Origin of the sequence: Streptomyces sp. NPDC012510 (assembly GCF_042955065.1) — a bacterium.
Lineage (GTDB): Bacteria > Actinomycetota > Actinomycetes > Streptomycetales > Streptomycetaceae > Streptomyces.
The window spans coordinates 14328-34490 of sequence record NZ_JBIBEN010000032.1; the positions used below are offsets into that span (position 1 = coordinate 14328).

A 20163-nucleotide genomic window follows, 5' to 3' on the forward strand; every position below is an offset into this window, starting at 1 on the left:
TCCGATCACGGTAGCCGCGGGCCTGGACGGCGACGCCCGCGCCCCGTCACCACGGCAGGGCCCGCGCGTGCACCACGTCCAGCCGGGACACCGCTCGGGTGAGGACGACATACAGCCGGTGCAGTCCCCGCCCCTCCGCCGCCACGATCGCGGCCGGCTCGACGACCACGACATGGTCGTACTCAAGGCCCTTCGCCACCCCCGCACCCAACACCGCGACCCGCGCCCCGAGTTCGTCCGGGCCGCCCGTGGTGACACCGGCCTCGCCGAGAGCCTGCCGCAGCCTTACGACGTCGGGGCCGTCGGCCGTGATGACCCCGATGGAGCCCTCACGGGCGAGCGCGTCGCGCACGGCGGCGACGGTCTCGGCGATGACCCCTCCCCCCCGATCCCCGTCCCCGCCTTCGCCCCCGTCCCCGTCCCCGGTGCCGTCCCCCGCCGCGGTCCCGCCCGGCACCCGTCTGATCCGCAGCTCCCCGTCCCTCCGCAGGGATCGGGCGGCGGGCACGTCCACGCCCAGGCGCCCCAACAGTCCGTTGGCCAGCCCCATGACGGCCTGGGGCACCCGGAAACCGGTGGTCAGGGGTACGACGTGGGCGTCCGGCTTGCCCAAGTGGGTGAGGAGGCCAGGCCAGTCGCGGGCGGCCCAGGGGGTCGTGCCCTGAGCCAGGTCGCCGAGGACGGTCACCGAACCGTAGGCCGCCCGGCGGGCGATCGCCCGGCACTGCATCGGAGAGAGGTCCTGGGCCTCGTCGACGACGACATGGCCGTAGCCCTCGGGATGCGCGAGGAGTCCCGCGACCTCGTCGAGGAGGACGAGGTCGGCGGCCGACCAGCGCGCCGACCGCCACGTCCGCGGGGGCTTCGCCCAGAGGACGGCCTTCTGCTCGTCCGCGTCGAGAAGCCCCTCCGTCGCGGCGGCGAGCGCGTCCGGCTCCCCGAGGAGCCGCGCCACCACCTCCTCCGGCCGGACCCTCGGCCATACGGAGTCGACGTACGCGCCGACCGGCCGCGAGCGCGAGAGCCGGTACAGCCAAGCGTCAGGGCGCGGCCCTGCCCGTCGCTCCGCCTGTCCCTGCAGCAGCCGTACGACACGCGCCCGGACCCGCTCACGGCCGATGTCGTACGGCGGTTCCGGTTCCTCCGCCCGTACGTCCGCGACGATCCGCCGCAGCTCGTCACCGGACACCCGCCAGCGGTACGAACCGTCCGCGATGACGAGGGAGTCGCGGTACGCCTCGGAGCCGTCGCCCGCGACACCCGTGTACAGGGTTCGGCGGAGCACCTCCGCCATCCGGGCGTCGTGCTTCACGACCGCCGCGCGCTCGTCGTCCTGGGCCGTGACCGGGTGCCGGGCAATCTCGTCCGTGACCGTCGACTGCCGTACGCCCGTCTCGCCCAGCGTCGGCAGCACCTCCGCGATGTAGGAGAGGAACGTGCGGTTCGGGCCGAGGATCAGCAGGCCGCCGCGGCGGATGCGCTGGGGGTGGGTGTAGAGGAGGTACGCGGCGCGGTGCAGGCCGACGGCCGTCTTGCCGGTCCCGGGGGCGCCCTGGACACAGACGGACGTGGTGAGGTCCGCGCGGACAAGGTCGTCCTGCTCCGGCTGGATGGTGGCGGCGATGTCCCGCATGGGGCCGAGGCGGGGGCGCTCGATCTCGGCGACGAGGAGGCTGCCCGGGGAGGCGTGCCCCTGGGCGGCCGAGGGCCGGCCCTCAGGACCGGGCGTGGCGGGACGGCCGGGGGGTCCGGGGTGTCCGAGGTGTTCGTCCTCCAGTCCGGTGAGGTCGGCCGAGTCACCACGGCTGCCCGGCGCCCACCCGAAACGGCGGCGGACGGCCACGCCCCTCGGATCGCGGGGGCTCGCCTGGTAGAAGGCCCGGGACACCGGCGCCCGCCAGTCCACGACGAGCGGTGGCGCGGCCGGATCCTCGGTGATTCGCAACCGCCCGATGTGATAACTCTGCCCGGCGTGATCGGCCACGCCCTCGGCGCCGTCATCCACCCGGCCGTCATCCGTCCGCCCCGCGAAGTCGAGGCGCCCGAAGAACAAGGGTCCCTCCGGCAGTTCGCGCATCTCCTTGGCGCGGCTGCGTAGCCGGTACCCGAGAACCTCCGCGTCGGCCCCCGACGCGGAGACGTCCTCACCGACGACGACCTGCTCCCCCGCTCCCTCGACCATCGCGGCGAGGGCGGCGCGGCAGGCGTCGTGGTAGGTGCGCTCATCGGTGAGGGCGGAGTGGAGGAGGGCGGGGGCACGCTCGGGAGACGTCATTCCGCCAAGCGTACCTACATAATGTTACTGAGTTAAATTTTTTACCGAGTCTCGTCAAGGTCGAGTGGCAGAGCCTCCTCCAGCCGTCCGAACACACGCTCGGCGGCGGCCACGGCATCCCCCTCGACCTCCTCGACCTGCTCCCCCCGCTCCACCCGCCGCCAGTTCTCCTCCGCCAGCACACGCCGTACGGCCACGATCTGGCCGGCGGCGACCCGTGCGTCGAGTCCTCCCCCGAGCACCTCGGCGAGCGCGGCCTCGGCCCGCTCCAAATGGCCGTACAGGCGGGCGACCAGCGAGGGCGTGCCATAGAGCAGCCGGTGGAAGGCGAGCACCTGCGGGTGGTCGTTCAGCCCGGTCACCGGGTCGCGGCGGGCCAGCCCGTCCAGGAAGTGGGCCCGCACCGCGCCGACCACCGACTGCCCCTCGGCCCGTCCCGCGACCACCCGTGCCGTCTCGTCCTCGTGATCGGCGATCCGGTGCAGCACGAGGTCCTCCTTCGCCGGGAAGTACCGGAAGAGCGTCGGCTTCGAGATCTCGGCCGCGGCGGCCACCTCGGCCACGGACACCGCGTCGAACCCCTTCTCCAGGAACAGCCGGATCGCGACGTCCGACACCGTCTCGTACATCCGCCGCTTCTTGCGCTCCCGCAGCCCGGTCTCACTCATGGGGCGAGCCTACGCAGGGCGGGGCAAGGGCAAGGGCAAGGGCCGGGCGCGAGACGTGCGCGCGAACCTACGCGGGGGCGAGCACCACGCCCGCTCCCCGTTCGCCCCGGGGCAGGGCGCGGGCCAGGTAGGGGTTCTCCGTGGAGCGGGTGGGCAGGCCCAGCGCGGCCAGGGCGGCGGCGAGGGTCATGGCGTACGAGTCCACGGCCCGGCGCACGTTGGGCGCGTCGAGGCCCGCTCCGGTGACCAGGCGGTCGAGGTCGACGTAGGCGGAACGGACGATCTCGACGCGCCGGTAGACGAGCCAGTCGCGTTCCCAGTCCTTGGTGTGGTCGGCGGAGAGGCCGCTCACCCAGCGGCGGAACATACGGTCGCGGATCTCCGGCCGGGTCGGGGTGAGGTGCATGTGCCGGACCAGGTCGTACAGCGGATCGCCGACCATCGCCATCTCCCAGTCGATGACGGTGAGGGCGAACCGGTCGGCACGGCGTACGAGGTTCCAGGGGTTCAGGTCACCGTGGAGCAGGGACAGCCGCCGCTCGGTCAGCCGGATCCTGCCGAGGATCTGGCGCAGCCGGTCGGCGTCGGGCAGACCCAGCACGCGGGCGAGCTCCTGGGACTTCTGCGGCAACTCCGCGACGAGGTGGACCAGTTGGCGGCTGAGCCAGCTGTAGAAGTCGGGCTCGGGCGGCTGGCCCAGCGACTCGTGGTCGACGTGGGTCAGGGCGCAGAGCTGGTCCACCAGGCCGTCCGCCTCGTGCGGGCGCAGGCCGTTCACCGGGTGGCTGGGGGGCTGGTCGCCGTCCGGCGGGCCGGCGTAGGTGTGGATGGTGAAGGCGTCGTCGAGATAGCTCTCGCCGAGCGCCAGGACCCTTGGCGCCGCCACCTCCGCCCCGGACCGCTCGATGGCGCCGAGGACGGCGTGCTCGTTGAGGAAGCTGGGCTCGCGGCGGCAGAAGGAGCGCGCTCTGCGGCGTACGACCACGGGGTGGTCGACGCCGGGGACCCGCACGACCGTGTTGAGGTGGGCCGTGCCCTTGAAGACGCGGCCGGCGGGTGCCGTGCCCTCCGCGGCGAGGGCCGCGAGCACGGCCGTGTGCGGGAAGTCGGGGTGTTCGTCGAACCTCTTGTCCGGCCGCCAGCTCATCACGGGGCCTTCGCCCTCGTGCCGTCCGCGCCAGGATGCCTGCCAGCGGTAGAGGACGCGTTCGACCTCGGCCGTGTCGGGGACGTCGGCCAGACCGAGCGGCCGCGCGGCCGCCTCCAGGGCGCGGTGCACCCGGGCCGTCGCGTCGTCCAGGCTCTTCTGGTCCCGGGAGGTCTCCAGGGTTCGCGCGGCGCGCATGACGTCCGGGAACACCGACTGGGCACGCTCGAAGTCGAGGTAGTGCCGCAGGTCCTTGCCCAGGCCGTTGAGCGCGGCCGGCCGGGCCTTCTGCATGGCGTGCGCCCAGGCGTCGACCACCTCGTCCCACTGGTGCTCGGGGTAGCGCATACGGACGAGGTGGGTGGCCAGGTCGTGCAGCGGGTCGCCGTAGGTCGCCAGTTCCCAGTCGACGCACATCAGCGGTGGGTCGCCGAGGTAGCTGACGATCACGTTGTCCCGGTGGAGGTCGGTGTGGAGCAGGCTGTACGGGCGCCGGGCCATGGCCGGTACGCGTTCGGCCAGCCGGGTCAGCGCGTCCTCGGGGATGCCGAGGGCGGCGAACAGCCCGCCGAACGCCTCCCAGTTGCGCCGCCGGATCCGGTCGTCCGCCAACCGGACGAGCGTGCGCAGGAACCCCCGGCTGTCCTTGTCGTCGCGGGGCCAGTGTGCGGGCAGCGGTGGCAGGGCTTCCCGGCGTACGTGCGTCATCCGGGCCAGCAGGTCCGCCAGGCCCTGGACGACCAGGCTGTCCACAGGCTTGCCGTTCCCGCAGATACTGGAGAGCGTCACCCCTTCCACATAGCTGTGGATGGCGAAACCCGGGCGGGAGACCAGGCATTCGGGGACGTGGGGCAGGGTCCCTCGCAGGGCTCTCAGCAGCTCGGCCTCGTCGTCCCAGGTCCGGATGACGACCGGCAGCGCGTCGGCCCGCCGGATCCGCACGATCACCGAGGTGTTGGGCGCCAGGGAGGTGCCGGTCTCACGGCCGATGAAGCGGGCCATGTCCCGGGTCAGCGAGTGGACGTAGTTCTGGTTGTGGTGGCCGCAGTTCGCCTGACCGTGCTCTCTCGCACTGCTGACGAAGCGGTGGAGCAGGTCGCCCGGAGGACGGGGAACAGGAGGTGTGCCCACTGGTCGCTCCTGGGGCTTGCGCGAGGGCTGGGAAAAGTGAGGTAAAGGTAAATCCGCGAGGCACGCCCTGGAGGGCGGAGGCCGAAATCCACAGGCCATTCGGAGCGGTTTGCCACTCTTTCTGCCGTCTTCGGCCGCCGGGGATCACGGCCGGTTCGCCGTCACTCGCAACACCGGAAGCGGTGGCTCCCATAGGCGGTTCGCGCATGCTACCCGAGTTTCACCCCCTTGAAAGTCACTGGCATATTCAATTGGCAAGTCGAGTGGCCATCATGGCGAAGTGGACGATCGCCGCAGCTCCCTCACCAATTCCAGAACCGGCTCCAGAGAACTCACTATCCGGTGAGGCGCGACGCCCGCGCTCTCCAGTTGGCTCCGTTTGTCCTCGTGACGCGCGTAGCCCAGGAACGCGACGCCCGCCCCCCGGGCCGCCTCGAAGTCCGTCGGGGCGTCGCCGATCATCAGGGTGAGCGAGGGGTCGGCACCCATCGCGCTCAGCGCCTGGCGCAGGGTGTGGGGATGCGGCTTCATCAGGTCGAGGTTCCGGGTGCGGCCGTACACGAAGGGGAAGCAGTCGGTGAGGCCGCGGTCGGCGAGGTAACGGGCGGCGGCCGCCGCGGAGTTGTTGGTGGTGACGGCGAAGCGGGCCCGCCCCGCCCAGGTTCTGATGAGCGGGTCGGCGTACGCGGTGGGCCATGCGCTGGGGGCTACCGCGAGTTCCTGCTGGGTGAGCCATTCCTCGAGGTCGGCTATCAGATCGCTGCTGGGGTGCCGGGCGCCGAGGCTGCGCAGTACGGCGAGCGGGTCCGGGTCCCGGCGCTCCTCGTCGGTGAGCATCCCGAGCAGCCCGCGCCTCTCGATCTGCTCCACCAGCTCCACCGCGACCTGGTGCGCCGGATGCCCCGCGAACAGCCGGCAGACGGGACCGTCCAGATCCCAGAGCACGAAGCGGACAGGGTCGATCAGTTCTCGCAGGGTCTTTGTCTCTGCCGTCACCGGTTCAGTCTGCGCCGAAGAAGTCACTAGGTGAGTGTGAGGTCAGTGGTGATTGTTTCCCAGAGGGCGTCGAACCACTGCTGGGACTGCTCGACGAAAGCGGCGTCACGAGGACCGGTCTCCTTCTCGAAGGAGAAGAGGAGCGACTGGGTGCCGAAGGCGTCGTACATCTGCAGGGGGCCGTCCTCCATCTGCTCCTCGCGCTGCATCAGCATGTAGTACGCGATGAGGGCTTCCCGGCCGTTGAGGAGGTAGAGCTTGACGGGCGGGGTGAAGGGGAGCGCGCGGAAGGTCACGCGGACGTCGAGCTTGTGGGAGGTGCGCAGGGCCAGGAGGTTGTGGCGCAGTACGCGGATCTGGGCGTTGCGCTGGTCGAGCCAGCGCTTGTGGACGGGGTCCTCCTCGTCGTCCTCGCCCCGCGCCTCCACCGGGACCGGGAACGCCAGGTTGATCTTCCGGGAGGGCAGGAGGATGCGGACGTCCACGGACTCGGGGCGGATCGTTTTCTCATGGATGAGGCGGACCGGTTCGCCGAGCGCCAGCATCAGGGTCTCAGCGGTGAGGCAGGCCGCGTCGATACGGACGTGCGGCGCGGAGAACGCCTCGGCCAGACGAGGTGCGAGGCCCACCATCGTCGGCTGCGGCTCCTCGCCCCGCGGGGCCTGGGGGGCCTCGGCGACCCGGGGCGGGCTGCCCTTGCTCACGTTGCTCAGCAGCCCGGCCTCCTGCAGCACACGCAGGGCCTGACGGACCGTGCCGCGCTCCACGCCGAACTCCTCCGCGAGCTCGGCCTGGGTGGGCAGGCGCTCGCCGCGTCTGAGGACGCCGCTGTGGATGCGCTCCCTCAGGGTGTCGGCGATCTCCTGGGACGAGAGCTTTCTGCTGCCGTTCACTGCAACGTTCTCCTGGGTCACGACCAAACGCTACAACTCTCATCCATCTTTGGGGAGTTCAAGGCAAGGTGGTTATGAACATCGACCAAGTGGGAACCATTTAAACAAAGTTGGTTGCCAACTTGGTCGAGTTGGCAGACTTTTTACCCCTCGCCCGCCCCGAAGGAGGTACTACCATGCCCGCCATCGCCCTCATCTCCGCCATCGCCGTCGTCGCCTTCCAGCGCTTCGTCGAGTGGCGCTTCGGCACGATGGGAATCGTCGGCCTGCTGTTCCTCACGATCGGGCTGAAGGCGAGGAACCACACGTGCAGCTCGATCGGTGCGGTCATCCTGACACTGGTGTTCGCCGGGCCCGCCCTGTGACGGCGGAGGGCGACCCCTGCGCGCCGGCGCCCCCTGCGCACCGGCGGCCATCAACTCGCCCTGTCGGCCATCAGCTCGTGAGCAGCAGGTCCGAGCTGATGGTCTGCCACAGGGCGTCGAACCAGAGGCGTGACTGTTCGACGAAGCTCGTGTCCCGCTGGGCGGCGGCCGGGCCCCGCTCGAAGGCGAAGAGCGTGGACTGGATGCCCTCGGCGTCGTACATCTCCAGGTGTTCGCTGTCCACTTCGGCCTCCTTCCGCTGGACCGTGTAGTACGCGAAGAGCGCCTCCCGGCCGTTCAGGAGGTACAGCTTCACGGGCGGGGTGAAGGGCAGCGCGCGGAAGGAGACATGGACGTCCACACCGTGCGTGGACCGTAACGCCAGCAGGTTGTGCTTGAGGACCTGACCCTGGGCGTTGCGCTGGGCGAGCCAGCGGCGCTGGAGCCGGCCGTCGACCGAGGCGTCGACCGGGGTCGGGAAGGCGAGCGGAATGTCCCGGCTGGGCAGCATCACCCGGACGTCGACCCTGGCCGGTTTTGTGCGTCCCGCGTGAATCTCGCGCAACGGCTCACCCACGGCGAGCGTGAGGGACACGGAGGTCAGACAGAGGGCGTCGATCCTCACGTGCGGGGCCGCGAAGGCGGCGGATATGCGGGGGGCGAGCTCCACCATCGTCGGCCTCGGCGCCGCTCCCGGTCCGCCGAGCGCGTCCGGCCCCCGGCGTGGGGCGACCGTCGCGGGGCTGCCCTTGGAAACGTTGGTGAGCAGGTGCTCCGACTGCAGGATGCGCAAGGCCTGCCGTACGGCCCCGCGCTCCACGCCGAACTCGTCGGCCAGCTTCGCCTGTGTGGGCATGCGCTGTCCCGGTCGCAGCTCGCCGGACCTGATCCGGCCGCGCAACACGTCGGCCACCTCGTGATGTGACCTCTGGGGCCGCTGTGACGACTTCCGCCCATCGACGGCCGTGCGTTCCCGCTCCACGCACAAACACTACAACTTCGCGCCATCTTTAGGCAGTTCATGGGAAGGTGGTTATGAGACGACTCCAAGCGGAGATAAGTAAGATGGAGTTGGTCGCCAACTTTCACAACATGGTCAAACTTTCCGATGGTTGGTGACACTGGCAACTGCCACACAGACCGACCGATCGACCTCCCTTCCGGAGGGGAGCCGGGAGTTCGACCGGTCCGCACAGCCACAACTGAATGGTTCAGCCACAACTGAATGCGCAGCCACAACCACAACCGAACAGCTACGGATACCGGCACCGTCGAAGGAAAGGCCCCAGCACACCCGTACAGGTCAGAAGCAGAACACCACGTCAGAAGAGGTCCGGGCACCATGGGCGCCTGGACGTCCGCAGCAGGGCGTCGGCCACGGAGGCGGCGCCCTTCCGCTGTTCCCGCACCCGGCCGAGCGCGGCGAGCCGTACGGCCGACTCGTCGCCCAGCCACAGCGCCGCCAGGTCCGCGGCCTCCAGGACGAGGTCCCCGTCCTCGCTCGTCGGCACACAACTCGCCCCGTCCGGGCCCGCGTCCAGCCGATAGCGCCCGTCCGCGAAGCCTCCCGGGTCGACGATCTCCAGCACCAGGGTCCCGGTCCCCGCGTACGTCCGCACCTCCAGCGCCCGTACGACATCCAGGATCCGTACCCAGAGCCAGTCCGCGTGGGTGGTGACGCTCACGGCGCGCGGGTCGGGGAAGAAGTGCGGCAGGAGGTCGTCGGGGGCCCGCCAGCCACACTTGACCTTGGTGATCCAGTCGATCGAGCAGAGGTAGTGCCACAGGGCGCGCTCGGCGGCCGGAGTCGTCGCGATCAGCCAGTTGACGTCGGCGGTGTTCTGCGGCTGCTTCATCTGCCAGGAGTCGTCCGCCTCGTACGAGACCAGGCCCTCGACCTCGCCGGCCGCCGAGCGGTACACCGCGTAGAACGGTTCGGTCCAGCTGCCGTGGACCCGCAGGTCGCCCGTGTTGATCCGCCACCAGCGCTCGTCGCGGCTCACCGCGCCGTGCTGGGCGGGGCGCAGCCGGTCGTGGAGGGCGGGGCCGAGGACGCGTACGGCCGCGCCGTCGACGAGGTCGACCCGGCCGCCGTCCGCCGGGCCGGACCAGCGGGGGTCCAGGCCGGTGCGGGGGACGTCGACGGTCCACTCGGTGGTCCAGGTGGCGGGGCCGAAGCCATAGCGGCCGTAGATGGGGTACTCGGCGGCGATCAGGGTGGCGACGACGTCGCCGCGGTCCTTCGCGGCGGTGAGGTCGTGGGCCATCATCCGGGTGAGGATCCCCCGGCGGCGGTGGGTGGGACTGACCGTGACGTTCGAGATGGCGTCGGCGGGGACGGTCCGGCCGCCGACCGCCGTCAGCTCCTGGGGAAAGGAGCGGAAGGTCGCCACGGGACGCGGAGTCTCGCCGGTGCGCAGGTCGGTGCGGGCGGGGGACTCGTCGAACGCGGCGAGGGTGCGGGAGGGGTCGATGTGGGACGAGCGGTCCTTGAGCTCCTGGTCGGAGACGGAGGTCGGGGCTCGGAGGAAGCCGGTGTCCAAGGCGTGCAGCCAGGCCGGGATCTCATCATCGGTTATCGGGCGTACGGCGATGTCCTGGGAGGAGCTCATGGGGTCACGCTAGGGCGGGGCCTGAATCGTGTCGCGGGGTTTTTCGCCCCGCCACCCCTACCCGCTCCGTCCCGCTCCGTGCCGTCTCATCCCGTCCCGTCCCGTCCCCGGGCGCTCCCCTTCGACCCCGGCCTGCTTCCAGGGGCTGCCACCCCCAAACCCCCGCTGGAGGCGGGAAGGCCCGGTGGCAGGCAGGGGCCCCTCTCGCACGCCGGGCCTAGAACGTCGGGCGGACCTCCCCCACTTCCCTTCCCCCTCCCAGCAGCGGGGTGCGGCCGATGCCGTGCGCGACCTTCTCCTCCACTCCCGCGAGGGCCAGCGCTCGGCCCAGGACGGGGGCCAGGGCCCTGGCGGCACCGTCGTCGATCTTGAAGGCCAGGGCTCGGCCGTCGGGGAGGGCGACCGCCTGGACGGACTCGGCGCCCATCTTGGCGAGGGCGCCGGGGAGGGCGCGCATGAGGCGGGTGTCGTGGCGGCGGGTGCCGGCGACGTACTCGGGGTGGGCGCGCATGGCGTCGGCGACCCGGCGTTCGGCGGAGCCGGACGGGGCCAGGACGAAGGAGCGGAAGGCGCGGGCCAGGCCGGTGAGGCTGATCGCCATCAGCGGGGCTCCGCAGCCGTCCACACCCACCGCCGCGACCGGCTCGCCCGCTGCCTCCTCGACCACGTCGTGGACGAGGCGCTGCAGGGGGTGGTCCGGCTCCAGGTACCGCTCCGTCGGCCATCCCCGCAGGGCCGTGGCCGCGAGCATCGCCGTGTGCTTGCCGGAGCAGTTCATGGCCACCCGGTCGCGTACGCCACCGGCCGCGAGATACGCCTCCGCCTCCACCCGGTCCAGCGGCAGGTCCGGCGGGCACTGCAGCTGTCCGGCACTCAGCCCGTGCTCGGTCAGCATGGTGCGGACGAGGTCCCGGTGGAAGTCCTCTCCCGAGTGACTGGCGGCTGCCAACGCCAGCCGCTCCCCGGTGAGTTGCAGTCCGGCCCGCAGCACGCCCGCCGCCTGCATCGGCTTGTTCGCCGACCGGGGGAAGACGGGAGTCGTCACGTCGCCCAACGTCCTCTCCGGCGAGCCGTCCGCCGCCAGCAGCACCAGGCTGCCCCGGTGCCGCCCCTCGACGAACCCGGAGCGTACGACCTCGGCCAGCACGGGAGGGGCCGTGGGCGGCCCGGAGGACTCGAGCGGTATGGCGGGGTTCTCGGACATCGGCGGTCGCCTTCCGGTACGGGTACGGGTACGGGTACGCGTCGCGTCGTGGGCACACGCATCGGCTCCGGGGACGCCGGAGCCGATGCGTGTGCTGTGTTGTGGGCTGTGCCGGGTTCCCGGCGGGTCAGGTGAGCAGGTCGTCCACCTGGGCCTCGCCCTCACGGTAACGGCGGGCGATCTCGGCGCTGCAGTCGTCGGCGGTGCGCTGGAGGAGCTGGCGGCGGCCGGAGATCTGTTGCTCGTGGTGGACGAGGCGGGCGAGGCCGGCGGTGAGTTCGTCGTCGGTGCGGGCTTCGAGGTCGGAGAGTTCGACCTCGTCCAGCATCTCGGCGGCGAGCCGGCGGTACTCCTCGCCGTGCGGCGTACCCACGGTGACGTGGCGGGCCGAGGAACGGTGCTGGGCCGGAGCGTCCGTGAGGATCGCCGACAGCCGGTCGACGAGCGCCGAGGGCTCTGCCGAGCCCGCGGTCCCGGGGTCCGCCGCGCCGCCCCTGCGGGCCAGTTCGGCGCGCAGGATGTCGATACGGCCCTGGAGCAGCCGCCGCAGATAGCTGAGGTCGGCCTCGTCCCGCTGGGCGTCCCGGCGCAGGGTGCGCAGTTCGGGCAGCCGCAACCGGGACAGCTCGTGCTCGGCCGGGTCCGGCGGCGGCAGTGGTCCGCTGTCCGTGCGCTGGACCGGTGGCCGACGGATACCGGGGCCGGGCCCCGGGCTCGTACGGGTAAACGTCGCAGTCTCCGGGGGCTGCCCGGTACTCGATGTGCTCATGCGCCTCAACCGTCCCCTCGACCGGTGTGTGTGAGCATGGTGCCACTCCCGGTAGCCGCTTTGTGACCGAGTCCCCGCGATCCTCCCCGGATGGACGGTAATGGATCAATGAGAAAGACCGGGCAAAGTGCTCTTCAAACCGCTGTGAGCACGAACCCCCCGCAAGGGGGACCCCCTGGCGCCACGGCTGGTGGACGCCGGCGGCATGATGGTCGGCATGCGTGCGGTGGTGCAGAGGGTCGACGGTGCGAGTGTCGTCGTGGACGGTGAGACGGTCGGGGCGATCGAGGGTGAGGGGTTGTGCGTCCTCGTGGGGGTGACGCACGACGACACCAAGGAGAAGGCGGCGCAGCTCGCGCGCAAGCTGTGGTCCGTGCGGATGCTGCACGACGAGAGGTCGTGCAGCGATGTGGACGCGCCGTTGCTGGTCATCAGCCAGTTCACGCTGTACGGGGACGCGCGCAAGGGGCGGCGGCCGACCTGGAACGCTGCGGCGCCCGGGGATGTCGCCGAGCCGCTGGTGGAGGAGGTCGTCGCACAGCTCCGGGCGTTGGGGGCGACGGTGGCGACGGGGCGGTTCGGGGCGCGGATGCGGGTGTCACTGACGAACGACGGGCCGTTCACGGTGCTGCTGGAGATGTGAGGCACCGCGAGCTGTCGCGGGCCGGGTCGAGGGGGCGCGACCCGGCGCGGACGGGGTGCCGCCGCGCCCACCCGTGCCGCCCTGGCGGCACGACGGCCGGCCGCCACTGGCGAGGCACTCGGCGGCACGACTGGCGGGAGCCGGGCCACCGGCCCGCACCCGGCGGCACGCTGCGCGGCCGGGTGCTCCGGCGTTCGCGGGCCCCGGTCCTACGGCTGGACCACGACCTCCTGGGCCGCTGCCGTCGTGTCGGCGACCAGTCTCGCGTCGACCGGGATGTTGCGCTTGACCAACGCCAGGGCCACGGGGCCGAGTTCGTGGTGGCGTACGGACGTCGTGATGAAGCCGATCTTGCGGCCGTCGGGGCCGTCGTCCGCCACGCGGATCTCCGCGCCGCGCGGCGGCAGATGGACCTCGCTGCCGTCGAGGTGGAGGAAGACGAGGCGGCGCGGGGGCTTGCCGAGGTTCTGGACGCGGGCGACGGTCTCCTGGCCGCGGTAGCAGCCCTTCTGGAGGTGGACGGCGCTGCCGATCCAGCCCAGCTCGTGCGGGATGGTGCGGTGGTCGGTCTCGAAGCCGAGCCGGGGCCGGTGCTGCTCGACGCGCAGGGCCTCGTACGCGAGGAGACCGGCCGCGGGGCCCGTCTTCTCCGCGTACGACTCCAGGTCCGTTCGGGGGAGGAACAGATCACGGCCGTACGGGGTCTCGCGGGCGACCACGCCCTCCGGGACCTCGGCGATCGAACCGGCCGGCAGGTGCACGACCGCGAACTCGGCCGTGCTGTCGGCGACCTCCACCCGGTAGAAGAACTTCATCGACTCCAGGTACGCGAGCAGCGCCTCCTGGGTGTCCGGCTCGACGTGGGCCCAGACCTTGGTGCCGTCGTCGACCAGGTACAGCGCGTGTTCGATGTGGCCGTTGGCGGAGAGGATCAGCGCCTCGGTGGCCTCGCCGGTGGGGAGTTCGCTGACGTGCTGGGTGAGCAGCAGATGCAGCCAGCTCAGCCGGTCCTGGCCGGAGACGGTGACCACGCCCCGGTGGGAGAGGTCGACGAATCCGGTGCCGTCGGCGAGGGCGCGCTGTTCACGGAACAGGTCGCCGTAGTGCGCGGCGACACCTTCGTCCACACCCTCGGCGGGGACGGCTCCGGGCAGGGACAGCAGAGGGCTTTTCATACGACCAAGCCTACGACTCGGTATTTGAAGCCTTCAGGGCCCGCTGGTCCTTCTGGGAGCAGTCCTCACAACGGCCGAAGATCGCGAAATGCTTCATGTCCGTGTCGAACCCGAACGTCTCGCGCAGCTTGGCCGTGAACTCCGCCGCCACCGACACATCCGCCTCGATCACGTTCGAGCAGTCGCGGCAGACGAGGTGGATGTGGTGGTGCCGGTCGGCGAGGTGGTACGTCGGCGCGCCGTGTCCGAGGTGGGCGTGGCTGACCAGCCCGAGCTCCTCCAGGAGCTCAAGGGTCCGGTAGACCGTGGAGATGTTGACCCCCGACGCGGTCTTCCTCACTTCCACGAGGATGTCGTCGGGAGTCGCGTGTTCAAGGGTGTCCACGGCTTCGAGCACGAGTTGCCGCTGCGGCGTCAGCCGGTAGCCGCGCTGCCTGAGGTCGCTCTTCCAGTCGGTGCTCACCACACCTCAGAGTCTAGGACTACTTGAAGAAGGCGATGCCGTCGTCCGGCATGTCGTCCGGGAGGGCCTTGGCCCAGCGCTCGACGTCCTCGGGGGTGACGACCTTCTTCAGGTGCGCGGACATGTAGGGGCGCAGCTCGACCTCGGGGGTCGCCTTCTCACCGACCCACATCAGGTCGCTGTTCACATAGCCGTAGAGCCGCTTGCCGCCGCTGTAGGGGCCGGAGGCCGCCGTCCGCGCGACCGCGTCCGTGACCAGGTCGATCTGCGGCTTCTGCTTGGCCAGCTCGCCGTACCAGATCTCGACGACGCCGTCGTCGCGGGTCATGACGATCTCGACCTTGCGGTCGGCGTCCACGCGCCAGAACCCGGACTCGGTCTCCAGCGGACGGACCTTGTTGCCGTCCTTGTCCAGCACCCAGGTGTGGGAGCGGTACTCCAGGAAGTCCCGGCCGTCGTGGGTGAAGGTGACCTCCTGGCCGAAGTTGCACTTCTCGGCGCCGGGGAAGTCATGGACGCCCGCGCCGGCCCAGTCGCCGAGCAGGAAGGCGAGGGGGACGAGGTCCTTGTGCAGGTCGGACGGGATCTCGATCATGAGTGGCGGTTCCTGGATGTCTTGACGAGGGTCAGCGCTGGCCCTGGTACAGCTTCTTCACGGCCAGCCCGGTGAAGGCGAGAACGCCGACACAGACCAGGACCAGCAGTGCTTCGAAGAAGAGTTCCACGGGGTGCTCCTCGGATGAGCGGAGGTTCGGTACTACACAAGGCCGGGCCCTAGCTTACGCGGCTGGGGTACGGGGCCGTTCGCCAGGTTCCGGGTACGGCCGCGGGCGGCACCCCGAGCAGCGTCGGACCCGCCGGACTAGCATGCGGGCATGGCGAAGAAGCTCGTGATCAAGGTGACGGCGGGGGCCGACGCCCCCGAACGCTGCTCTCAGGCCTTCACGGTGGCCGCCGTGGCCGTGGCCAGCGGAGTCGACGTCTCCCTCTGGCTGACCGGCGAGTCCGCGTGGTTCGCGCTGCCGGGCCGCGCCGCCGAGTTCGAGCTTCCGCACGCCGCCCCGCTCCCCGACCTGATCGACTCGGTCCTGGCCGGTGGCCGTCTCACCCTGTGCACCCAGTGCGCCGCCCGCCGCGACATCACCGAGCAGGACGTCATCAAGGGCGTACGGATCGCGGGCGCACAGGTGTTCGTACAGGAGGCGCTGGCGGACGACACCCAGGCACTCGTCTACTGATACCGGGAGCCTTCGGGAGAGGGCCCTAGGGGGACCTGGGCCGTTTCTTGCCGTCGAGTTCGTCCCACCACTCGTCCGACGTGGGGTCGCCGGAGGGGTCGTCCCACCAGCGGTCGTCGGGTTCGCGCCGGTTGGCGACCACGGCGGCGAACGGCGGGATGAGCATGGCGACCACGCACATGCCGACCGCGACCGGGACCGACCAGAGGCGGACGACGCCCCAGGCCAGGACGAAGAGCACGAGGCACGTGCCCATCAGGACGAAGTAGCGGTGGCGCCGTCGGGCGTACATACCTCCAGCGTAGGTCCGTGCGCCCCCCAAGGCCGTGCGTCCGACGACCGAGGGCCGCACGCCACGGGTCGGACACCCGGGTCGTGCGGCCCTCAGCCGTTTCGACGACTGCCTCAGACGGCGATCGCGACCTCCGCGAGGCCGCCCTTCTCGGCGACGACCGTGCGGTCGGCGGTGCCGCCGGGGACCAGGGCGCGGACGGTCCAGGTGCCCTCGGCCGCGTAGAAGCGGAACTGGCCCGTCGCGGAGGTCGGGACCTCCGCCGTGAACTCGCCGGTCGAGTCCAGCAGACGGACGTAGCCCGTCACCGGCTCGCCGTCGCGGGTCACCTGACCCTGGATCGTGGTCTCACCGGGCTTGATCGTCGAGGCGTCCGGGCCGCCGGCCTTCGCTCCACACATGTCTTTCTCCAAGAGGGGTCTGACCGGAAGGAAGGCCGGTCGGGATTGAACGGAGTGTTCGCTTACCGCTGGTACCGCTCGTACAACTCGTACCGCTGGTACCGCTGGTGCTTACTTGTTGGCGCCGAGCTCGATCGGGACGCCGACCAGGGAGCCGTACTCGGTCCAGGAGCCGTCGTAGTTCTTGACGTTCTCCACGCCCAGCAGCTCGTGCAGGACGAACCAGGTCAGCGCGGAGCGCTCACCGATGCGGCAGTAGGCGATGGTGTCCTTGGCCAGGTCCACCTGCTCCTCGGCGTAGAGCTCCTTGAGCTCGTCGTCCGACTTGAAGGTGCCGTCGTCGTTGGCGTTCTTCGACCACGGGATGTTGCGCGCGGACGGGACGTGGCCCGGACGCTGCGACTGCTCCTGCGGCAGGTGGGCCGGGGCGAGCAGCTTGCCGGAGAACTCGTCGGGCGAGCGCACGTCGACCAGGTTCTGCGAGCCGATCGCGGCGACCACGTCGTCACGGAAGGCGCGGATCGCGGTGTTCTGCGGCTTGGCCTTGTACTCGGTGGCGGGGCGCACCGGCACCTCGTCGACCAGCTCGCGGGCGTCCAGCTCCCACTTCTTGCGACCACCGTCGAGAAGCTTGACGTTCTCGTGGCCGTACAGCTTGAAGTACCAGTAGGCGTACGACGCGAACCAGTTGTTGTTGCCGCCGTAGAGGACGACGAGGGTGTCGTTGCCGATGCCCTTCTCCGACAGGAGCTTCTCGAAGCCCTCCTGGTCGACGAAGTCACGGCGGACCGGGTCCTGAAGGTCCTTCGTCCAGTCGATCCGGATCGCGTTCTTGATGTGGTTCTTCTCGTACGCGGTGGTGTCCTCGTCGACCTCGACGATGGCGATGTTCGGGTCGTCGAGGTTGGCCTCGACCCAGTCGGCGTCGACCAGGACGTCGCTGCGGCTCATGCTCTTTCTCCTCCGGGGCAGTTGCGGCGGGGTGCGGGTGCCTCCGGCGGTTCGGCCGGGGGCGCGCAGGGGCGGGCCCTGGCTGGAACAGGGCGGGCATCGGGGAACGCGGCGGCAGATTCCGCCGCTCAGAAGGTGCGACAGAGCATGGCGGCGACGCGGCACAGGTCTACTGCCCGCCGCTTCGTGAGATCCGCCTGTCGCTTCATAGTCGTCGATCGTAGGGACGGACCGGCGGGCGTGTCACCGGCATGTCGTATTCTGAGACGCGATCGTCCGGAATGTGGGATACGAAAGCCGTCAGGGCTACGGCGAAAGGGCTCCCGGGCCCTGTAGTCGTCGTCACATCTACGCTTCGGACAGCGGCGTCTCGTCTTTCGGACGCCCTCGCTCCGCCGAACGGGGTCCTACCCGGCCAGTTTGACGTTCGAACCCTTCACCGTGATCTCCACGCCGTTCGGCGCCGCCTCGACCTTGTCGAGCTTGATGCCGCCGGGGAGGTCGTCGATGGCCTGCTGGAAGTCGGTGATCGAGCGGACGGCGTTCTCGGCGAGGTCGAAGCCGCCGGTGGAGGGCAGGGAGTCGGCCTGCACCTCCACCTTGTCGCCCTTGACGCTGACGGTGCTGAGGACCGAGACGGTCTGGGGGTCGAGGGCCGGGGGGTCGATCTCGACGGCGACCTTGATCTTGCCCTTGCCGCCGTCGGAGAGGCCGACGACGCGGGCGGTGATGCCGAGGCCGACATCGGTCGGCTCGGACTTGGCGGCCTTGAGGAGTTCGTCGTACGCGATGCTCGCGGAGCCGGTGGCGCTGGCGGCGGTGGCGGAGCTGTAGTCGCTGGAGAAGGCGACGCCGCGCATGTTCGCCTTCAGGTCGGCGATACGGATGCTCTCGCCGGACCGGCCGGTGCTGGCCTCGTAGTTCTCGATGCCGACCTCGACGTCGTCGAGTTCGCCGCTCGCTACCTGGGTGAGGAACGGGAAGCCCTTGATGGACACGTCGGGGGTCGTCGCCAGGCCTTCGCTGGTCTTGAGCTGTTCGGCCGCCTCGTCCTCGGCGAAGCCGACGGCCACGCGGTCCACGACGACGAAGAGGCCGCCCAGGATCACGGCGACGATGACAAGTATTCGCAGTGCGCGCATGTCTCGGTGTTCCCCACGTAGTCCGCTCGGCGGCCGGTGGCCGTTCTACGCGAGAGTAATCGGTGTGGCGGTCGGGGTGGGGTGGGTTCGTGTGCCTTGTTGATCACCTGTGACAGGAAGCGCCGTCGCGCCTCCCCGGTTCTCGCTCCCGCCGCCCCTGCCTTCCCCGCGCCCCTTGAGGAAAGGGGGTCAGGCGAGCGCGCGGCCCAGAAGGTAGACCGCCGGGGCCGCTGCCGTGAGGGGAAGGGCCACGCCTGCGGTGAAGTGGACGAAGCGGGAGGGGTAGTCGTAGCTGGCGACCCGGTGGCCGATGAGGGCGCAGAGCGCGGCGGCGGCGCCGAGGAGGGCCCCGGAGGTGCCGAGACCGGTCGCGCCGCCGACGGCGATCCCCGCACCGGTGGCCGCCAGCAGGGACACGATCACCGAGGCGGGCGTGGGCAGCGGCAACGCCCGCGCCAGGACGGCGACCGCGACGGCGACCCCGCCGACCGTCACCGCGTCCGCAACCGCCGCCAGATAACCGGTCGCGATGATCGCCAGCGCCGAGGAGGCCACCGTCGCCATCAGGCCGTACATCCGCTCGTCCGGGTCGGCGTGGCTGCGCAGCCCGAGCACGATCCCGAGCAGCACCCACACGCCGAGCGTCCCGAGGATCGCGGCCGGCGCGTGCTCCTGGCCGGCCCCGAAGAGGGCCGCGTCCGCCGCGAGCGCGCCCGCGAAGGCCAGCACGATGCCCTGCCGGGCCGGCCACATGCCGTTCAGCCGGAACCAGCCCGCCGCCGTCACCGCCTGCAAGATCACCAGGGGGGCGGCGAGGGCGTACTCCCCGATCGCCGCCGCGCCGGCCAGCAGCAGGCCGAGCACCGCCGTGATCAGCGCCGGCTGCATCCCGGGCTCGATGATCGGCGACCGCCCCTCGGCCCGTGCCCGCTGGGCGTCCGTGACCCGGGAGTTGCCGGTGAGCGTGGGCGGACCGTAGCCGGGCTCGGGCTGAGCGGCGGGACCGGTCGAGGGCTGAGCCTGCGCCTGGGAGTGCGCCTGGGGCGGCGCCTGCTGCGGCTGGGCCTGGGGCGGGTGGGCGTGGGGCGGGTACCCGTACTGCGCGTGTTGCGGGTGCTGCTGCTCTGCCTGCTGCGGGTACTGCGCGTGCTGCTGGTGCTGTGCGTGCTGCTGGTGCTGTGCGTGCTGCGGGTACTGCGCGTGCTGCTGCTCTGCGTGCTGTGCGTGCTGTGGGTGCTGTCCGGGCTGGGAGTGCCGCTCGTCCGTCAACGGCGACAGGTACGCCGTCTCCGTCAGGTCGGTCGCGGCCGGGGTCCGGGCGTGGAGCTGGGTGTCCCAGGTCTGGCCCTCCCACTGCTGCGTGTACTGCTGGGCGTGGGCGGCCTGGCTCTCGTCATAGCCCTGCCACTGCGGCTGCGCCTGGGGCTGCGGCTGGGCCCCGTACTGCTGCGCCTGGGGCTGCGGCTCCTGGTACGGGTCGTAGCCCTGGTGCTGTCCCTGGTGGCCCTCGTACCCGTACGGCTGGTCGGTCATGATGTGGGTCACCCTCCTGCGAACGGCGGGAGCACCTCGACCGTGCCGCCCTCGGCCAGACGTACCGTCTCATGCTCGCGGGTACCCACCGGGTCTCCGTCGACCAGGAACGAGCAGCGGAGCAGGACGCGGGGGAGTTCCCCGGGATGGCGTTCCCGGGCCGCGTTGAGGGCGTCCGCGAGGGTGGCCGCGTCGTAGGGCTCCTCGGCGACGCCGGCCGCGGCCTTGGCCGCGGCCCAGTAGCGGACGGTGCCCTTTGGCATCT

The 20163-nt window shown here is 70.9% G+C and carries 21 protein-coding genes; 3 read left to right on the top strand and 18 right to left on the bottom strand.

Annotation, left to right across the window (positions count from 1 at the left end):
• Nucleotides 1–46: 46 nt before the first annotated feature.
• From ACFY9I_RS38345 to ACFY9I_RS38365, 5 genes are all read right to left on the bottom strand, one after another.
• Nucleotides 47–2275 carry a HelD family protein gene (locus tag ACFY9I_RS38345; protein ID WP_391010928.1) on the bottom strand — a complete coding sequence of 743 codons (2229 nt, stop codon included), beginning with the start codon at nt 2273–2275 and terminating at the stop codon, nt 47–49.
• Nucleotides 2276–2316: 41 nt separating this feature from the next.
• Nucleotides 2317–2943: a TetR family transcriptional regulator gene (locus ACFY9I_RS38350; protein WP_391010931.1), complete on the bottom strand. Its 627-nt coding sequence runs from the start codon at nt 2941–2943 to the stop codon at nt 2317–2319.
• 67 nt (nt 2944–3010) lie between these two features.
• A complete protein-coding gene (locus ACFY9I_RS38355; RefSeq protein ID WP_391010936.1) occupies nt 3011–5221 on the bottom strand; it encodes a phosphotransferase in 2211 nt (736 codons plus the stop codon).
• A 270-nt stretch (nt 5222–5491) separates the two neighbouring features.
• Nucleotides 5492–6217: an HAD-IA family hydrolase gene (locus ACFY9I_RS38360; RefSeq protein ID WP_391010939.1), complete on the bottom strand. Its 726-nt coding sequence runs from the start codon at nt 6215–6217 to the stop codon at nt 5492–5494.
• 26 nt (nt 6218–6243) lie between these two features.
• Nucleotides 6244–7137, bottom strand: coding sequence for a GntR family transcriptional regulator (locus ACFY9I_RS38365; protein WP_391010942.1), 894 nt, complete (start codon nt 7135–7137; stop codon nt 6244–6246).
• Between the two features lie 149 nt (nt 7138–7286).
• Here ACFY9I_RS38365 and ACFY9I_RS38370 point away from each other — a divergent pair, with 149 nt between their 5' ends.
• The gene (locus tag ACFY9I_RS38370; protein ID WP_391010945.1) at nt 7287–7475 is read left to right on the top strand and encodes a hypothetical protein; all 189 of its coding nucleotides are present in this window, start codon (nt 7287–7289) and stop codon (nt 7473–7475) included.
• A gap of 70 nt (nt 7476–7545) precedes the next feature.
• Here ACFY9I_RS38370 and ACFY9I_RS38375 read toward each other — a convergent pair whose 3' ends face one another.
• The 4 genes from ACFY9I_RS38375 to ACFY9I_RS38390 form a co-directional block, all read right to left on the bottom strand.
• The gene (locus ACFY9I_RS38375) at nt 7546–8463 is read right to left on the bottom strand and encodes a GntR family transcriptional regulator (RefSeq protein WP_391010948.1); all 918 of its coding nucleotides are present in this window, start codon (nt 8461–8463) and stop codon (nt 7546–7548) included.
• Nucleotides 8464–8797: 334 nt separating this feature from the next.
• Nucleotides 8798–10087, bottom strand: coding sequence for a GNAT family N-acetyltransferase (locus ACFY9I_RS38380; protein WP_391010951.1), 1290 nt, complete (start codon nt 10085–10087; stop codon nt 8798–8800).
• A 217-nt stretch (nt 10088–10304) separates the two neighbouring features.
• Complete coding sequence (locus ACFY9I_RS38385; protein ID WP_391010954.1) at nt 10305–11291, bottom strand: asparaginase; 987 nt, start codon at nt 11289–11291, stop codon at nt 10305–10307.
• A gap of 127 nt (nt 11292–11418) precedes the next feature.
• On the bottom strand, nt 11419–12060 hold the full coding sequence (locus ACFY9I_RS38390) for an AmfC protein (RefSeq protein WP_391010957.1): 642 nt from the start codon (nt 12058–12060) through the stop codon (nt 11419–11421).
• Between the two features lie 217 nt (nt 12061–12277).
• Here ACFY9I_RS38390 and dtd point away from each other — a divergent pair, with 217 nt between their 5' ends.
• Nucleotides 12278–12703 carry a D-aminoacyl-tRNA deacylase gene (gene dtd / locus ACFY9I_RS38395; protein ID WP_391010959.1) on the top strand — a complete coding sequence of 142 codons (426 nt, stop codon included), beginning with the start codon at nt 12278–12280 and terminating at the stop codon, nt 12701–12703.
• Nucleotides 12704–12912: 209 nt separating this feature from the next.
• Here dtd and ACFY9I_RS38400 read toward each other — a convergent pair whose 3' ends face one another.
• From ACFY9I_RS38400 to ACFY9I_RS38410, 3 genes are read right to left on the bottom strand one after another with little or no spacing between them, the layout of a single operon-like run.
• Nucleotides 12913–13878, bottom strand: a complete 966-nt coding sequence (locus tag ACFY9I_RS38400) for a YgfZ/GcvT domain-containing protein (RefSeq protein ID WP_391010962.1) — start codon at nt 13876–13878, stop codon at nt 12913–12915.
• Between the two features lie 10 nt (nt 13879–13888).
• Nucleotides 13889–14344: a transcriptional repressor gene (locus ACFY9I_RS38405; protein ID WP_391010965.1), complete on the bottom strand. Its 456-nt coding sequence runs from the start codon at nt 14342–14344 to the stop codon at nt 13889–13891.
• Nucleotides 14345–14360: 16 nt separating this feature from the next.
• Nucleotides 14361–14936, bottom strand: a complete 576-nt coding sequence (locus ACFY9I_RS38410; RefSeq protein WP_391010968.1) for a heme-binding beta-barrel domain-containing protein — start codon at nt 14934–14936, stop codon at nt 14361–14363.
• A gap of 280 nt (nt 14937–15216) precedes the next feature.
• On the opposite strand from ACFY9I_RS38410, the gene ACFY9I_RS38415 reads away from it, so the two are divergent.
• Nucleotides 15217–15579 (top strand): DsrE family protein, encoded by a 363-nt coding sequence (locus ACFY9I_RS38415; RefSeq protein ID WP_391010971.1) that lies wholly within the window; start codon nt 15217–15219, stop codon nt 15577–15579.
• A gap of 25 nt (nt 15580–15604) precedes the next feature.
• Here ACFY9I_RS38415 and ACFY9I_RS38420 read toward each other — a convergent pair whose 3' ends face one another.
• The 6 genes from ACFY9I_RS38420 to ACFY9I_RS38445 all read right to left on the bottom strand — a co-directional run bounded on the left by ACFY9I_RS38420 (nt 15605) and on the right by ACFY9I_RS38445 (nt 20161).
• A complete protein-coding gene (locus ACFY9I_RS38420; protein ID WP_391010974.1) occupies nt 15605–15871 on the bottom strand; it encodes a DUF3099 domain-containing protein in 267 nt (88 codons plus the stop codon).
• 113 nt (nt 15872–15984) lie between these two features.
• Entirely contained in the window at nt 15985–16272 is a 288-nt protein-coding gene (locus tag ACFY9I_RS38425; protein WP_019755963.1) for a DUF1416 domain-containing protein, read from the bottom strand.
• 111 nt (nt 16273–16383) lie between these two features.
• Nucleotides 16384–17223, bottom strand: coding sequence for a sulfurtransferase (locus ACFY9I_RS38430; protein ID WP_217180399.1), 840 nt, complete (start codon nt 17221–17223; stop codon nt 16384–16386).
• Nucleotides 17224–17630: 407 nt separating this feature from the next.
• Nucleotides 17631–18365 (bottom strand): LmeA family phospholipid-binding protein, encoded by a 735-nt coding sequence (locus ACFY9I_RS38435; protein WP_391010978.1) that lies wholly within the window; start codon nt 18363–18365, stop codon nt 17631–17633.
• A 189-nt stretch (nt 18366–18554) separates the two neighbouring features.
• Nucleotides 18555–19898, bottom strand: a complete 1344-nt coding sequence (locus ACFY9I_RS38440) for a hypothetical protein (RefSeq protein ID WP_391010980.1) — start codon at nt 19896–19898, stop codon at nt 18555–18557.
• An 8-nt stretch (nt 19899–19906) separates the two neighbouring features.
• Nucleotides 19907–20161, bottom strand: coding sequence for a MoaD/ThiS family protein (locus ACFY9I_RS38445; protein WP_391010983.1), 255 nt, complete (start codon nt 20159–20161; stop codon nt 19907–19909).
• Nucleotides 20162–20163 lie beyond the last annotated feature (2 nt).

Coding starts and splice junctions, on each gene's coding strand:
- ACFY9I_RS38435 (WP_391010978.1), bottom strand. CDS start 18,365: ATGCGCGCACTGCGAATACTTGTCATCGTCGCCGTGATCCTGGGCGGC.
- ACFY9I_RS38420 (WP_391010974.1), bottom strand. CDS start 15,871: ATGTACGCCCGACGGCGCCACCGCTACTTCGTCCTGATGGGCACGTGC.
- ACFY9I_RS38400 (WP_391010962.1), bottom strand. CDS start 13,878: ATGAAAAGCCCTCTGCTGTCCCTGCCCGGAGCCGTCCCCGCCGAGGGT.
- dtd (WP_391010959.1), top strand. CDS start 12,278: ATGCGTGCGGTGGTGCAGAGGGTCGACGGTGCGAGTGTCGTCGTGGAC.
- ACFY9I_RS38370 (WP_391010945.1), top strand. CDS start 7,287: ATGCCCGCCATCGCCCTCATCTCCGCCATCGCCGTCGTCGCCTTCCAG.
- ACFY9I_RS38425 (WP_019755963.1), bottom strand. CDS start 16,272: ATGTGTGGAGCGAAGGCCGGCGGCCCGGACGCCTCGACGATCAAGCCC.
- ACFY9I_RS38390 (WP_391010957.1), bottom strand. CDS start 12,060: ATGAGCACATCGAGTACCGGGCAGCCCCCGGAGACTGCGACGTTTACC.
- ACFY9I_RS38440 (WP_391010980.1), bottom strand. CDS start 19,898: ATGACCGACCAGCCGTACGGGTACGAGGGCCACCAGGGACAGCACCAG.
- ACFY9I_RS38415 (WP_391010971.1), top strand. CDS start 15,217: ATGGCGAAGAAGCTCGTGATCAAGGTGACGGCGGGGGCCGACGCCCCC.
- ACFY9I_RS38350 (WP_391010931.1), bottom strand. CDS start 2,943: ATGAGTGAGACCGGGCTGCGGGAGCGCAAGAAGCGGCGGATGTACGAG.
- ACFY9I_RS38385 (WP_391010954.1), bottom strand. CDS start 11,291: ATGTCCGAGAACCCCGCCATACCGCTCGAGTCCTCCGGGCCGCCCACG.
- ACFY9I_RS38410 (WP_391010968.1), bottom strand. CDS start 14,936: ATGATCGAGATCCCGTCCGACCTGCACAAGGACCTCGTCCCCCTCGCC.
- ACFY9I_RS38445 (WP_391010983.1), bottom strand. CDS start 20,161: ATGCCAAAGGGCACCGTCCGCTACTGGGCCGCGGCCAAGGCCGCGGCC.
- ACFY9I_RS38380 (WP_391010951.1), bottom strand. CDS start 10,087: ATGAGCTCCTCCCAGGACATCGCCGTACGCCCGATAACCGATGATGAG.
- ACFY9I_RS38430 (WP_217180399.1), bottom strand. CDS start 17,223: ATGAGCCGCAGCGACGTCCTGGTCGACGCCGACTGGGTCGAGGCCAAC.
- ACFY9I_RS38345 (WP_391010928.1), bottom strand. CDS start 2,275: ATGACGTCTCCCGAGCGTGCCCCCGCCCTCCTCCACTCCGCCCTCACC.